Source organism: Planktothrix sp. PLAVEN19ND, from assembly GCF_057220675.1.
In genome coordinates this window covers 5,131,766-5,146,497 of record NZ_CM170132.1, presented here as the reverse complement: position 1 = coordinate 5,146,497, position 14,732 = coordinate 5,131,766, and the positions used below count along the sequence as shown (strand labels likewise).

Annotated in this window: 15 protein-coding genes; 8 read left to right on the top strand and 7 right to left on the bottom strand. The window is 37.0% G+C overall.

Going from position 1 to position 14,732, the window contains the following annotated elements:
• Positions 1–445 precede the first annotated feature (445 nt).
• The 4 genes from AC2D3N_RS22105 to clpB all read left to right on the top strand — a co-directional run bounded on the left by AC2D3N_RS22105 (position 446) and on the right by clpB (position 5,498).
• Positions 446–715, top strand: coding sequence for a sulfurtransferase TusA family protein (locus AC2D3N_RS22105; RefSeq protein WP_079680395.1), 270 nt, complete (start codon positions 446–448; stop codon positions 713–715).
• Complete coding sequence (rsgA, locus tag AC2D3N_RS22100; protein WP_484692159.1) at positions 705–1,847, top strand: small ribosomal subunit biogenesis GTPase RsgA; 1,143 nt, start codon at positions 705–707, stop codon at positions 1,845–1,847. Before AC2D3N_RS22105 ends, rsgA begins: the two co-directional genes overlap by 11 nt.
• A gap of 330 nt (positions 1,848–2,177) precedes the next feature.
• Positions 2,178–2,363: a hypothetical protein gene (locus tag AC2D3N_RS22095; RefSeq protein ID WP_079680393.1), complete on the top strand. Its 186-nt coding sequence runs from the start codon at positions 2,178–2,180 to the stop codon at positions 2,361–2,363.
• 510 nt (positions 2,364–2,873) lie between these two features.
• Entirely contained in the window at positions 2,874–5,498 is a 2,625-nt protein-coding gene (gene clpB / locus AC2D3N_RS22090) for an ATP-dependent chaperone ClpB (protein ID WP_484692158.1), read from the top strand.
• 126 nt (positions 5,499–5,624) lie between these two features.
• Here the strand turns inward: clpB and AC2D3N_RS22085 are convergent, their stop codons facing one another.
• Both AC2D3N_RS22085 and AC2D3N_RS22080 read right to left on the bottom strand, forming a co-directional pair.
• On the bottom strand, positions 5,625–5,888 hold the full coding sequence (locus tag AC2D3N_RS22085) for a ParE family toxin-like protein (protein WP_484692157.1): 264 nt from the start codon (positions 5,886–5,888) through the stop codon (positions 5,625–5,627).
• A complete protein-coding gene (locus AC2D3N_RS22080) occupies positions 5,885–6,136 on the bottom strand; it encodes a hypothetical protein (RefSeq protein WP_484692156.1) in 252 nt (83 codons plus the stop codon). The genes AC2D3N_RS22085 and AC2D3N_RS22080 overlap by 4 nt, the downstream gene beginning before the upstream one ends.
• Before the next feature lie 185 nt (positions 6,137–6,321).
• On the opposite strand from AC2D3N_RS22080, the gene AC2D3N_RS22075 reads away from it, so the two are divergent.
• The 3 genes from AC2D3N_RS22075 (at position 6,322) to AC2D3N_RS22065 (ending at position 7,285) form a co-directional block, all read left to right on the top strand.
• Positions 6,322–6,522 (top strand): hypothetical protein, encoded by a 201-nt coding sequence (locus tag AC2D3N_RS22075; protein WP_484692155.1) that lies wholly within the window; start codon positions 6,322–6,324, stop codon positions 6,520–6,522.
• Between the two features lie 65 nt (positions 6,523–6,587).
• Positions 6,588–6,890, top strand: coding sequence for a hypothetical protein (locus AC2D3N_RS22070; RefSeq protein WP_234996641.1), 303 nt, complete (start codon positions 6,588–6,590; stop codon positions 6,888–6,890).
• On the top strand, positions 6,887–7,285 hold the full coding sequence (locus tag AC2D3N_RS22065; RefSeq protein WP_200816726.1) for a toxin-antitoxin system TumE family protein: 399 nt from the start codon (positions 6,887–6,889) through the stop codon (positions 7,283–7,285). Before AC2D3N_RS22070 ends, AC2D3N_RS22065 begins: the two co-directional genes overlap by 4 nt.
• A 183-nt stretch (positions 7,286–7,468) precedes the next feature.
• Here AC2D3N_RS22065 and AC2D3N_RS22060 read toward each other — a convergent pair whose 3' ends face one another.
• The 3 genes from AC2D3N_RS22060 to AC2D3N_RS22050 all read right to left on the bottom strand — a co-directional run bounded on the left by AC2D3N_RS22060 (position 7,469) and on the right by AC2D3N_RS22050 (position 11,087).
• Positions 7,469–7,873 carry a helix-turn-helix domain-containing protein gene (locus AC2D3N_RS22060; RefSeq protein WP_079678074.1) on the bottom strand — a complete coding sequence of 135 codons (405 nt, stop codon included), beginning with the start codon at positions 7,871–7,873 and terminating at the stop codon, positions 7,469–7,471.
• Positions 7,874–8,010: 137 nt separating this feature from the next.
• Positions 8,011–8,310, bottom strand: a complete 300-nt coding sequence (locus AC2D3N_RS22055; RefSeq protein ID WP_079678075.1) for a type II toxin-antitoxin system HigB family toxin — start codon at positions 8,308–8,310, stop codon at positions 8,011–8,013.
• Between the two features lie 167 nt (positions 8,311–8,477).
• Positions 8,478–11,087: a dynamin family protein gene (locus AC2D3N_RS22050; RefSeq protein WP_079678076.1), complete on the bottom strand. Its 2,610-nt coding sequence runs from the start codon at positions 11,085–11,087 to the stop codon at positions 8,478–8,480.
• 178 nt (positions 11,088–11,265) lie between these two features.
• Between AC2D3N_RS22050 and AC2D3N_RS22045 the strand changes: the two genes are divergently transcribed.
• On the top strand, positions 11,266–12,693 hold the full coding sequence (locus AC2D3N_RS22045) for a hypothetical protein (protein ID WP_079678077.1): 1,428 nt from the start codon (positions 11,266–11,268) through the stop codon (positions 12,691–12,693).
• Between the two features lie 56 nt (positions 12,694–12,749).
• Here AC2D3N_RS22045 and AC2D3N_RS22040 read toward each other — a convergent pair whose 3' ends face one another.
• Positions 12,750–13,607: an NAD(P)-dependent oxidoreductase gene (locus tag AC2D3N_RS22040; RefSeq protein WP_079678078.1), complete on the bottom strand. Its 858-nt coding sequence runs from the start codon at positions 13,605–13,607 to the stop codon at positions 12,750–12,752.
• Between the two features lie 80 nt (positions 13,608–13,687).
• The gene (locus AC2D3N_RS22035) at positions 13,688–14,455 is read right to left on the bottom strand and encodes a proteasome-type protease (RefSeq protein ID WP_079678079.1); all 768 of its coding nucleotides are present in this window, start codon (positions 14,453–14,455) and stop codon (positions 13,688–13,690) included.
• Between the last annotated feature and the right edge of the window lie 277 nt (positions 14,456–14,732).

Here is a 14,732-nt window from a genome sequence, read left to right as displayed (position 1 = left end):
CAGGGGGGGCAGGGGAGGCAGGGGGGGCAGGGGGGGCAGGGGAGGCAGGGGGAGCAAGGGGAGGCAGGGGGAGCAAGGGGAGCAGGGGGGGCAGGGGAGGCAGGGGGAGCAGGGGGGGCAGGGGGAGCAGGGGGGCAGGGGAGGTAAACTCTTTCTATTCCCTATTACCTATTACCTATTACCTATTACCTATTACCTATTACCTATTACCTATTACCTATTACCTATTACCTATTACCTATTACCTATTCCCTATTACCTATTCCCTATTACCTATTACCTATTACCTATTCCCTATTCCCTATTCCCTGTTCCCTATTCCCTGTTCCCTGTTCCCTATTCCCTATTCCCTGTTCCCTGTTCCCTGTTCCCTGTTCCCTTGCCATCTGTAGCACTAATTTAACGATTTTATATCAGATTTTGATTGTTTTAATACCTTGTTTTTATGAGAGAAACCGATACTTTAACGCCGGATGCTCAATTGGATTTGCGGGGGACTCCTTGTCCTTTGAATTTTGTTCGGACTAAATTGCGCCTGGAACAGATGACATCGGGTTCGCTGTTGGAAGTTTGGTTAGATGGGGGAGAACCCATTGAACAAGTCCCCGATAGTTTGACCATGGCGGGATATCATATCGAACAAATCAAAGATTGTGGAGAGTTTTTTGCGGTTCAGGTTCGTTCCTCACTCCTAAACCCGTCCAATGATCAGTGATGACTCCTTAAATACAACGGAACTGGTGGGAACCGTCGTCGCAGTTCAAGCGAATTTCTATCAGGTTCAACTGGAATCTGACCAGGTTTTAGCACCTGAACCCCTATTGCTATGTACCCGTCGTTCTCTTTTAAAAAAGATGGGTCAGCAGGTGATGGTGGGGGATCGGGTGGTGGTGGAGGAACCGGACTGGTCAGGAAAACGGGGGGCGATCGCTCGGGTGTTTCCCCGAATTACGGAACTGAGTCGTCCTCCCATTGCCAATGCGAATCAAATTTTGTTAGTTTTTGCGATCGCCGAACCGGAGTTAGAAATCACGGCTTTAAGTCGGTTTTTAGTGAAAGCTGAATCAACGGGTTTAGAAGTCTGTTTATGTTTGAATAAGTGCGATTTAGTGTCGTCCGAGGCGTTATTATTTTGGCGCGATCGCTTATTAAATTGTGGATATTATCCTTTATTTATTAGTGTTAATAGTGGTTTAGAATATACGGTTGATTCTGAGCGTAGAGTGATTGAAAAATCTATTTTTCAATCTGAAAATACCTTTAAAGAAAATACTTTACTTTATCAACTTAAAGATAAAACCACAGTGATTTCCGGCCCATCGGGGGTAGGAAAATCCAGTTTAATTAATCAATTAATTCCGAGTCTGAATATAAGAGTCGCTACGGTTTCAGGAAAGTTAGGACGGGGAAGACATACCACTCGCCATGTTGAATTATTTCAATTACCAACTGGGGGATTATTAGCCGATACACCGGGATTTAATCAGCCCGAATTAGAATGTCATCCAGAAGAATTAGTTGATTATTTCCCAGAAGCAAAACGCCGTTTAAGTACCGGAAAATGTCAATTTAGTGATTGCTCCCATCGAGATGAACCGAATTGTATTGTTCGGGGCGACTGGGAACGTTATCCGATTTATTTGGAGTTTTTAGAAACTGCGATCGAGTATCAAGCAGCTATTCAACAACAACCGGATGTAGAAACCAATATGAAATCTAAAACAAAATTAGGAGGTAAACAACAATTAGAACCTAAATTAGCTAGTAAGAAATATCGCCGTTCTTCCCGTCGTTTTCAACATCAAACCCTACAGGATTTATGTGAAGAATTCAAGGATGATGAGTAGCGCTTATTAAATTTTATCATGGTGATTCATCTTTATATCATCTTATAGATGCTATGGATTATGCTTCTAACCCCCCCTGTAGAGACGTTGCATGCAACGTCTCTACAGGGGGAATGTGTAGTGCTATATAACTTTTTGTTGCTCCATCACATCAGTAGAATTACGCAAATTAACGAAAAAGTGCGATTTTAGCGAATTATTTTTCCGAATAAATACTGTTTTTTTTAAAGGATAACCCTGATAGAATCAAGCCAAATCAGATGAAAAGTAGTGTTAATAAAATGATTTACTACTGTTCATCGGTATCCCCATTTTTGGTTGAAAATTTCCATGTTAAGACAATCTGATGTAGCTCGAATTTTAGGAGTTTCTCATCAACGGGTCTCTCAATTAAGACTTAGACATCGGATTGAGTTTACCTGGAATGGAAACTTAAAAACCTGGGTCACAACCGAGGAAGAAGTTGAATATTTTCTAGCCTGTCGAGCCCAGCGTTCTACTATGATTGAAAATTAGGAAGTATTCTTAATCTATAGCCGAGAATCGGGAATAATGGGATTTTAATAGATTTTCAGCCTAATAAAGTCTAAATTAACTTTATAGCAAGAGGCAATAGGGAATGGGCAATGGGCAATAGGTAAATACTTACTATAAGTAGCTTTTAGCTTTCAAGAATGTCCTAATAGATGTGGCAACTGCTATATAAGCTGAGAATATATCCCAATTTCCCGATATTCACTCGATCAATTGAAAATAAATCACCGTCCGAAATCCTTCAATTATATTAATTTCCCTTAAATATTCAGATTTTAAGATTAACTGTTGTATTGTTTTCCCTCGGTCAGAGTTCCGCACACCTAGCACCTAATTTTCGGTGAACCGTACTAAAAAGGTCGTGAAAATAAGATAAACTACTTTAATAGAGTTGGGTATAGTAAGAAAGTGTTATAGGAAATCTCTAACTTAGAACCTTCCTAATATTGTTAATTTTCGATCAATTAATTACCATCAAAGTAGAGGATAAATATGCAACCTACCGATCCGAATAAGTTTACAGAAAAAACCTGGGAAGCCTTAGCCCGGACTCCCGAACTTGTCAAACAATCCCAACAGCAACAAATTGAAACTGAACACTTAATGAAAGCGTTGCTCGAACAAGAGGGATTGGCTAAAAATATCCTGAGTAAAGCTGAAATATCCGTTAATCAGTTTCGAGAAAAAACCGATAGCTTTATTAATCGCCAGCCTAAAATAACCGGAACAATTGCTAATGTTTATTTAGGTCGAAGTTTAGACACTCTCCTGGATAAAGCTGAAACCTATCGCCAAGAATACAAAGATGATTTTATTTCCATTGAACATCTATTTTTAGCTTATACTAAAGATGATCATTTTGGCAAGGCTTTATTTCAAGAATTTCACTTAGATGAAACCAAACTCAAATCTATTATTACTCAAATTAGAGGAAACAATAAAGTGACTGATCAAACACCCGAAAACAAATATGAATCCCTGGAAAAATATGGTCGAGATTTAACCGAAGCCGCCCGTCAAGGAAAACTTGATCCGGTGATTGGACGAGATGATGAAATTCGCCGTACCATACAAATTTTAAGCCGGAGAACTAAAAATAATCCGGTATTAATTGGGGAGCCTGGTGTGGGTAAAACGGCGATCGCCGAAGGTCTTGCTCAACGAATTATTGCCGGAGATGTGCCTCAATCTCTCCAAGAAAGACGGTTAATTGCTTTAGACATGGGGGCGTTAATTGCTGGGGCAAAATTCCGAGGGGAATTTGAAGAACGCCTAAAAGCGGTATTAAAAGAAGTTACCGATTCTAACGGGGCAATTATTCTATTTATTGATGAAATTCATACCGTTGTTGGAGCGGGTGCAACCCAAGGAGCAATGGATGCCGGGAACCTTTTAAAACCTATGTTAGCCCGGGGAGAATTGCGTTGTATTGGAGCAACAACCCTAGACGAATATCGCAAGTATCTTGAAAAAGATCCAGCTTTAGAACGGCGTTTTCAACAGGTTTATGTTGATCAACCGACCGTTGAAGATACTATCTCAATTTTACGCGGATTAAAAGAACGTTATGAAGTGCATCATGGGGTAAAAATTTCCGATAGTGCTTTAGTGGCGGCGGCGGTATTATCAACTCGATATATTAGCGATCGCTTTTTACCCGATAAAGCCATTGATTTAGTCGATGAATCTGCTGCTAAATTAAAGATGGAAATTACATCTAAACCGGAAGAATTGGATGAAATTGATCGGCGAATTTTGCAACTAGAAATGGAACGTTTATCGTTAAAAAAAGAAAGTGATGCTGCTTCGGTAGAACGTTTGGAACGGATAGAAACGGAATTAGGAACTTTAAAACAAGAACAACAAAGCCTAAGTTCCCAATGGCAATCGGAGAAAAATGTGATTACCGATATTCAATCCATCAAAGAAGAAATTGATCGGGTTAATATTGAAATTCAGCAAGCCGAACGTAACTATGATTTAAACCGAGCGGCGGAATTAAAATATGGGAAAATGGAGGAACTCAAGAAAAAACTTAAAGCCATAGAGGCTCAATTAGAGAATACTCAAACCAGTGGTAAAACCCTATTGCGGGAGGAAGTTACCGAATCTGATATTGCGGAAATTATCTCAAAATGGACAGGGATTCCGATTAGTAAATTAGTCGAGTCGGAAATGCAAAAACTTCTAACTTTAGAAGCCGAATTACACCACCGAGTGGTCGGTCAAGATGAAGCGGTAACGGCTGTTGCTGATGCCATTCAACGCTCAAGAGCGGGGTTATCTGACCCCAACCGTCCCGTCGCTAGTTTTATCTTTCTAGGCCCCACGGGAGTCGGGAAAACGGAGTTAGCAAAAGCCTTAGCTTCCTATTTATTTGATACCGAAGAAGCGATGGTGCGAATTGATATGTCGGAATACATGGAAAAACACGCGGTTTCCCGTTTAATTGGGGCGCCTCCAGGGTATGTGGGTTATGATGAAGGGGGGCAATTAACTGAAGCCATTCGTCGCCGTCCTTACACGGTAATTCTGTTTGATGAAATCGAAAAAGCCCATCCCGATGTATTTAATATAATGTTGCAAATCCTGGATGATGGGCGGGTAACGGATGCCCAAGGTCATACTGTTGATTTCAAAAATAGCATTATTATTATGACCAGTAATGTGGGATCACAGTATATTTTAGATGTGTCGGGTTCCGATTCCCAATATGAAGAAATGCGGAGTCGGGTATTAGAAGCAATGCGGGCAAGTTTCCGACCGGAATTTCTCAACCGAATTGATGAAATGATCATTTTCCATGCCTTACAAAAATCAGAATTGCGACAAATTGTGAGTCTGCAAGTTGAACGTTTATCGAAACGTTTAGTAGAACGGAAAATGACGTTAAAATTATCGGATGCTGCCTTAGATTTCTTAGCAGAAGTCGGTTATGATCCGGTGTATGGGGCACGTCCGTTAAAACGGGCCATTCAACGGGAATTAGAAACCCCCATTGCTAAGGCAATTCTTCGCAGTGAGTTTATTAATGGGGATACAATTTTTGTGGATATCGAAAACGAACGATTAGTTTTTAAACGTTTACCCCAGGAATTGTTGACTGTTCAAGAGTGATAAATTAATCGTTTTTTTTACCTCTTATCTGCTCGGTAAGGGGTATTTTATATCGGTAACTAGAACAAGAAACTAGGTTTCTCAAAAATTTTTGTCCAATATTTACTCTATTTCCTAATCTTGAATTTACCCAAAAAATTCCTCATATTGATCATGACTACCAATCCAAAACCATGTAACTGTATCCTCTTGTAAAACTCCAATCGCGCGATAACTTCGCGTAATTCTGACTGACCAAATATCCTCATCACGATTAATACACTTAAAGTGTAAGGAGGGATAAAAAGGATTATTTGACCATAAACGATACGCTTTTCGGGCTTCTTTACGAATGTTGAGTGGAAGGCGATGATATTCTGACCAAAAGGACGGTAAGGTAGCAGACCTCATAATTGCTCATAGTCCATGGGTTGTGCTTGTCCTTGAGCAATTTGTTGTTTTGCCAGCTTTGCTGCTGCGACTAACTTGCTTTGGGTTTTTTGAAAAGATTGATCCCACTGCAATTCATCTTCCAAATCGGCGTTTTTATTTTTTATATCTCTAATATATTTTCGTAAATGCTCAATAAGCTGTTGCTGTTGAGCATCTGTCAGAGATTCTATGATTTTAACAACGGTTGCTATGTTTTCTGTTGACATTGTTGCTTCGAGTGGTACTCATTAATTGGAATATTTGGATTATAACACCCATTAACTTTGGAAAGAGAAACCGAGTTTCTGAACATCTGTATTGGTACAACGTTAGAGATTTAATCTATTCCCTATTAGATGAATAGTGGTATAATTAGCTATATTCCTAGTTACTAAATTTACTGTATAAGTGTATGAGTAATTTGCAGGAGATTGAAACTGCTGTCAGTCAATTAACGAAAGAGGAACTAGAAGCTTTCCGTGTGTGGTTTGCAGAATTTGATGCAGAAATATGGGATCGGCAATTTGAAGAAGATGTTGCAGCAGGTCGGCTCAATGGGCTGGCTCAACAAGCACTGCAACATCTAGGGGAAAGACGTTGTACCGACCTGTGAAATATCGCGCAACCCCGGATTTATAGTATTACTATAGTAGTAATAAATCGTCTGTAACAGAGGCAATGATGAATACATTAGAAAAGTTAGAACTCCTGAGTGAAAACTGTAGCGATCGCACGGAATTAGATCGAATTATTGGGCAACTTCTCAACATTATTTTGACTCGTCATCGTCAGAAGTTAGCGATCTATGATCAGGATATTAAAAAGTTTGAGCAAATTTATAAGCTAGATTCTAACCAGTTTATTCAACAATTTGAATCAGGAATATTAGGGGATGAGATGGATTTTTTTGAATGGTTTAGTTTATGTGAATTACGTCAAGATATTTTAGTCAAAATTGGTAAATTAGAAAAAGCATTATGATGAATGCTGAAGATTATTTGGCTTTGATAAAATCCTTAATTGCTCTTTGTCCAGAAGTAATAGATTTTAGTATTCTTAGAGAGGAAACACAAGTTACTAAAGGACTATGGCGATACCGAATAACTTTAAAAGATCATAGTTTTTTAGAAATGTTTGAGTTTTTTGAAATTCAATCTGGACAAGTAAAAATAATCAAGTATAGTTTCCATTGGCAAAAATATGATGGACAATTGATTAAACGTTGGGATAATGCGGCTCATCATCCTGAGATAGAAACTTATCCTGATCATCTACATGATGCTGCAGAAGACTCTGTATTTCCCTATCAACCAGTGGGGTTTGGCGGGATTTTAAAAATAGTTTCTGAGCAATTAAATTTTTATTTAGAAGATTGAAAGATATTAGATGTTTAGCACCTTAGAAATTGATATTTTAAATTCAGAATACTTGGATCATAACACCAATTAACTTAGGAAAGAGAAACCGGGTTTCTCAACAAAACTTTCTGTTTTCGCCGATAGATAACATGAGAAACCCGGTTTTTGATTACCTTGATATTAGCAAACCGTTAGAAATTGCTATTTTAAATTGGGAAAAAATACGGCAGGGGAAAAATGGAAAAACTCTGATAACTCTTGAATATGGCGAGTTGTGAGTTGGCGTTTTTCATTTAGAATATCAGAGACAATAGATTCTGTCTTAAAGATAGAAACAAGGTCTTTTTGTTTAAGGTTTAGTTCCGCAATTAAAACTTTTAAAAGCTCCACACCATAAATATCAGGAATCAGGTCTTCTTGTTGATTTTCATATTCGGAAACTAATGCACCCAAAACATCTAAATAGTCTTCTTCTTCTGGGGTGAGTTCGGGTTTATCTAGTAATCTGTTAATCACAGCTTGAGTCGCTGCAAAATCTTCTTCCGAGGTAATGGGACGAGGAGGAAAATCTTGGAGGAGTTGCATATATTTTTCTGCTGTCATCATAGGTTTAATCTCTATAAAAATTTAAGCAAAAATGATCAACTCAATTCATGATTGATTGTTCAGAAAAAAGGAAAGCAGAATGATTTTAATAACTTTAACGAGCTATATTTTAACCTTTACAGATTATACTCCTGTTTTTAAAACCAAGTATCTTTTTTCCAGTTGCCTTTGCTATATTCTGCGTGTGTTAGCATGGCTCTGATATAGACTTTTCCTTTCGGAAATACGATTTTTGCAATCAGTCTATAATTGTTCCCACAAATATTGAAAACCGTTAGTTGTCCAACAGCGTCAGCATGGGGAAAGGTTTGATGGACATCCTCTAAGTGCTTCCATCGGCTTTGACTGGCAATTTTATGCCAAGCTTTTAATCCGCTTTCTGCATTAGGATGCTTCTCCCAGAATTGTTTCAAGAGAGTTTTGCTGATAACGTGCATAGGCAACTTGGTTCACAGATAAGGTTTACAGCCATCATCTGCTTTCCTTTGTTTAAATGTGGTTTTACACACTTCGCCAATCTTAGCATATTGCGAAGTTTTTTGTCAATCCTCCAAATCAACTTATGAGGAGGCAATTCTCTAATATCGTTGCGTCCCTTAGTTAATTAACTGGTAAATTGAGTAACAATAGAATCTAGTTCATTTTGAATTTTTTCGAGTTTTTGGTGTTGTTGATTAATCCAAACAATCGTTTTTTCTTTTTCCTCTAAAGTCTTAGTATGAGTTTCTTCTTGTTGCTTAATCAAATTTTCATAGAGTGCGATTGCTTGACTAATAAAATAAGCAACGACAAGATATCGTTCTTGATAAACTAATGCAATATTTTCAACAATTGTATTAAAATTTTCTTCTTCAGACTCAAGAAACTTTTGAAAACCTAAGTTATAGACTTGTTGCTTACACTTAGTATACACCTCATCTTGATCTGGCCCACCAAAGAAAAAACCTCCAATGGCAGTTGCTAGACCCCCTAGACCTCCAACGATCAGTACAGGGATAAATCCTAAGCCTGTAACGGTAAGTAATAGACTTGCCAATCCGACTGCTCCCAAGCTACCAAACACATTGAATCCACCCTCATCATTATTTTCGCTACCAGCCATGAAAGAGTTAATTCCCAAATTATTAGCTCGGATATTGCTCGCCATGTTGCTAGTAAATTGGTCATCTAAATTGAGTCCTAGTTGATTATCCAATTCTTGTAAATCTATTCTAATCGCTTCTAATTCAGAATGAATTACCCTATTTAGTTCTTTTACCTGTTGGGATAAAATTTCTGATTGTAAGTTATTAATCCAATTTTGTATTTCTTCAGAAAGACATTGAGTAAATTGTTCGCAGTAATCCTGCAAAACTTTCTGCTTATCTACAAAAGGTGAATGTTCCGATGTCCATGTACCAGCTTTTTTAACTATACGTTCTTCCAACCCTTCAACCCATTTATTCCAAGATTCAGTCGCGTATTCCTGGGAAACAGCTACACTATATTTTACCTGATCTAAAATCCTAAGATCTCGTCCACTTACTTCTCCAATTTTCTCGAAAATTTCCAGTTTTGCTGATTCAGAAATTTTGATCTTTCCCTCTAAAATTTTCTCATACTGTTTCAGATCATTGTCAGCTATTTCAGTTAATGCTTGAATTCGATTTACACTAGAAGCAACTTCAATTTTACCTCGCTCATTGACTAAAAAGTCTTGAATACAATTAATAAAATAATCAAAAGTTTCTATGTATTCATTATGCTCATTATTCACAATAGCATCTAAGGCTAATTTTGCAGAAATATAGTGAATTCGATTTTCTCCTGAAATAATGGGGTTTTTACCTTGAATGTTTTCTTCAATTCGTTTAGGAATTTGATTGCGTCCCTTCTCCGTTTGTACTAAGTCCCAAAAATTAACTAAAATAAAAAGATTATTAGCAGGTTGATCAGATAATCCTGCATTTAAGGTAAGTTTTAATCCTTCTATTACATCTCGTTCCGATTTAGCCAAACAACGGGAAGCACTGGTGATAAAAATAGCTGCGTCCGTATCTTTAAGAATCTTTTGAGTAATGGCTTCTCTATCAGGATGTTCATTCAATCCAGGAGAATCAATAATTTCAACTCCACTGCTACAAATGTCTAAATCAGGATGTTCAAAAATAATTTCCTCAATTTCACAATGAGCCAGTTCATCACTTAAATTTCCAATAGCAGCTTCTTCCGAAATACTCGCTTTTTCTTGATAATCTTCTATGGCAATATCTTCTTTACGTCCATCTTTATAACAACAAATGACCCGTTTTTGCTCTCCATATCGTAAAACACTCACTACTCCAGTACAAGGAATTTCTCGTACAGGTTGGATTTCTTCACCGACTAACGCATTTAAAAAGGTTGATTTTCCTTGACTAAATTCTCCCACCACCGTTACACGAAACCGTTTTGATTGATTTTTCTGAGAAATTTCTTGAATATCATCAATTAAATTTTTAGACCAGACTTGATGCTTATTTTGATCAATAATTTTATAAAATTGATCACAAATATTATTTAATTGTTGGCGATATTCTTGAAATTGTTTTAGGTTATCATAATTAGGTAAAACACGAATCTTATCTCGCTTTATTCTAGGTTTTGCAGGTAAAATCTCAACAATATTTTTGGCAGCTACAACAAAAATATTATCTAATAATTGAAATTGAGCCAGATCAAGTAAACTATGAACTTCAATAAGAGCTTCTTGATCTTCAATAACTAGGTCGGTAAAAGCGGATTCAAAAATTTGTATATGTCGAGAGTCAATATTAACTTGATTAGCAAGGTTTTCTAAATAATCTTTTTCTCTAAGTTCCATCTCACCATCTGAAGCCGACATCTGATAACCAAAACCAATTAATAACAGTTTCTCGGAATCAGACAGAGTAGATATTAATAACAATAAGTCATGGAAGTTTTTATGAATTTTAAAGAAAAGAATATGTTTTGTAAAAATAGGGACTAATTTTTTTAAATTGCTGTTAGGAGGAATCAGACGAGTTAAATTCGTTTGCCAACGCTCTCTTTCTTGGGGTGTAATTTTATCATCCTGGTAAATAACACCCATCAATACGCACAGCAATGAAGCCATAAAAACGACCGCAGGGGTAGCATCTTTTTTCTGGAGTTCTTGCCCTGCCATCCGTGATAGTAAAGCTAGAGACTCAGAGTTAATTAAGCTGATGTCCATATATCAGTTCAATGGAATTTATAAGATTGTGAATGGTTCTATGGTATCATAAAAAAGCAAACTATTCTAAATTAAATTGCACTTAAGTAAGCGTAACAAAGGTTACAAAAAAAATAAATTGTTTACAGAAGTTAAATTTTCTTAACTTTCTACTCTGACTAAACAAAGGAGAAAAGCAATGGATTACATCTTTAGTGCGGCTAATCAAGCTCTTTGGGCTGCGGGTAAGCTAATCCAAGTGACAACCAATACAGGTCAACTTTTACCCATATTAAGAGATCCTGTAACAGGTCGATTTGTTGAAATCGCTAAAAGTTTAGCGGTTGATAATGCAGCTTTTGCACCTTTTATCACTGGTAACCCCCTTCTAGGTTTAGCTATGGTAGCGGGAAATATGGTGATGAAAACAGGTAATATGTATCCGAATAATCAGGGATTTCAAGCTGGTAGCTTCCCTCTAGGTTTAGTTATGGCAGGGGGAAATATGGCGATGAACGCAGCTAATATATATGGGAGTAATCAGGAATTTAAAGCGGTTCAGGGACAGTTAAATGTTCTACAAAGCAGTTTAGGCGTTTTACAAGCAACTACTGCTGTTATTGGTGTGGGTGTAGCTGCTACTGCTGCTCTTTCTGCGGTGAATTTATGGCAAACTTTAAAATTACGAGAAGATGTTAAACAACTGAGATTAGAAATTAAAGACGGATTTATTGATCTCAGACAAGCGTTAAAAAATCAAGGATTAGAAGTTATTCAACATATTAATCAAGTTGCTCAAGATATTACCTTTAATCAACACCGTTTAGAGTTTGTTAAAGCTTATAGCCGATTTTTAGAAGCTACCAAACTTATACAAATTGCTACGTCTATTCAAGATATTAATGCTAGAAATATCGAGTTATCTAACGCCCGACAAACGTTAAGTGAATCTTTGGCAATTTATAATAGTCCTCATATTCTTTCTGAAACGTCAACCGCAGGTCAACTGAGACGATATGAATGTGCTTGGATTATTGAACAAGCGATCGCTTTAACATATTATTTACAAGGAGAACCTAAAGCATTAAGTGAGCGTCTATCCCATTTTCAAAATAAAATTCGTCAAGATGCTTTAAACGTGATTGAAAATTGCCAAACACAAGACGAGTTAGATTTTATCTTTCCTGAAATTACCCGGATTCATAATCATGATCTAGCAGCTTTAGAACTCTGGAAAAATCAAGTTGATTGGTTCAACAGTTTACCTCCTTCTGACGTAAAATTGTTAGAAAGTGTAGATTTGAACAAGAGCGAGTTAAATTCTGTTTATAATTCAGAATCATCTTTAAAAGCTATTGAGAAACCGCCCGAACATATTTTTTATGAAAATATCAAAGAAAAATCTCATTCTTCCTCCTTAGAACAACAGCTTAAATTTTTAATGCGTTCTGATTTACGAAAACAAGCCGAAATTTATGTGAGTGAAAATGCTGAAAATTTCGGTTATAGAACATTAAATCTAGCCAATTTGGAAAAATCATCTAATTTAACAGTTGCTAATCTTTATTGGTATTTTAAAGTTAGAGAAGAATCAAAAGAACAAATCGAGGAAGAAGTTAGTGTTTAAACCCTAATCTAATATTTTTGTAGAGTGCGTAAGCAACGCGCACGCACCCTACGGGTTTAAGAGGGTTTAATAGCGGCAGATAAGGCGGAATAATCGTCGTCTGATTTTCCCAGGGTTTGGGTGGCTTCTAATATTGCTCTCACTCCTTCTAAAGAACTGGTATTTAACCCCATTGATGTTGCTTCTTTTAAGAACAAATTTGTGTCTTTTAATAAATGTTTGGTGGGGAAATTGGGGTTTTGATAATTTTCTTCTAACATCCGTTGTAATTTTTTATCAAAGGTGGGAGCATATAAGGCACTTTTGCGTAAAATTTCCATAAATAGTTCGATATCTACTCCTTGACCTTGAACAAAATTCAAACTTAGGGCGAATGCTGTTGTTAGGGAAGCAATTAATTGATTTAAGGCTAACTTTAATGCTGCCGCGCTGCCAACTTCCCCAATATATTTGGGTTCTCCTAACGGTTGTAAGACATGAAACCACTGTTTAAATTGGGCTTCTGTGGAACCGACCATAATTTGTAATGTTCCGGCTTTAGCTTCAGGAATACTCCCCAAAACTGGCGCTTCTAAATAGTTTCCCCCGGCTTTAATAATTTCTTTTTGGATATTTTTACTATCCGTTGGGGAAATAGTTCCCATAGAAATAATTGTTTTTCCTGATAAAAATGATTGCGATTCTGAACGGAACAAAACTGACTCAATGGCATCTTGATTGGTTAACATTAACAGAATACAATCACTAGCAGTGATTAAACCTTGGGGAGTTCCTGCTACGGTTGCTCCGGCTTCCCTTAACGGTTCTACTTTCGATGTTGTGCGGTTATAAACAACAACTTTAAACCCCATTTCCATTATTCTTAGGGCTATTGGTAATCCCATTAACCCGGTGCCGATAACTCCAATTTTCATTTTATCTTAACTCCTGTTGGCTAAAAATACTAATTTGCAACCTATATAATAATAGGGCAAAATTTGACGACTATTATTATTTAATCAATTAAAATGTCTTCTGATAAATCACTTCCTTGATGTTGCCAATCAATATCGGGGATCTGATTAAATCCTTGTTTTAGACATTCTTCCCAAAGTTTACGAATTTGTGCTAAATAGGGATCTCCTAAACGGAATCTGAGCCGATTTTTGATTTCCAAACTATTTTTTTCATACAGGATTAAATCAATTGGTGGCCCGACAGAAATATTGGATTTCATGGTAGAATCAATTGAAAGTAAGGCACATTTAGCAGCGGCTTCTAAATCGGTATGAAAACTTAGAGTCCGATCTAAAATGGGTTTACCATATTTGGTTTCTCCAATTTGTAAAAAAGGCGTTTCTCTAGTAGCATGAATAAAATTACCTTGGCTGTAAATCAAAAATAGACAAGGATCTTGTCCTTTGATTTGGCCACTTAATATCATAGAACATTGGGGTTCAATGCCGTCTTTTTTCAGCCACTTTTCATCTATTTCTTGAATTTTTCTGAGTTTTGTACCAATATATCGAGCCACTTCATACATGGAGGGAAGACTATGCAAATTAACATCTTCCTGACTTTTGATATCCCGATCTAATTCGCTGACAATCCCCTGGGTAACAGAAAGATTTCCGGCGGTACATAATAGAATAACGCGATCGCCATACTTAGAAAAATCAAATAACTTTCGATAGGTAGAAATATGATCAACTCCAGCATTCGTGCGGGAGTCCGAAGCCATCACGAAGCCCGTATCTGTAATAATTCCTAAACAATAAGTCATAAATGAAGTCGAAACAAAATTAGCAGACTGCCAAACATTAGAGCATAGACTTTTTGGATAGAACCTGTCAACCGAAATTAACTGTCAAGGGAACTTGAAGATTTTGTTTTGTGTGATGCAATCAAAAAAACCGTTACAGGCTACCCTCCTAGGAATATAGCATCTGGCCTTTGGAGATTCGGCCCCAAGGGGGGGATAGTCAGTTATTTTAAGAAATGTTAAACTTCTTAACATATAATGTAGTTATGTTAAGACTGTAACTGCAAATCAGAGTTAC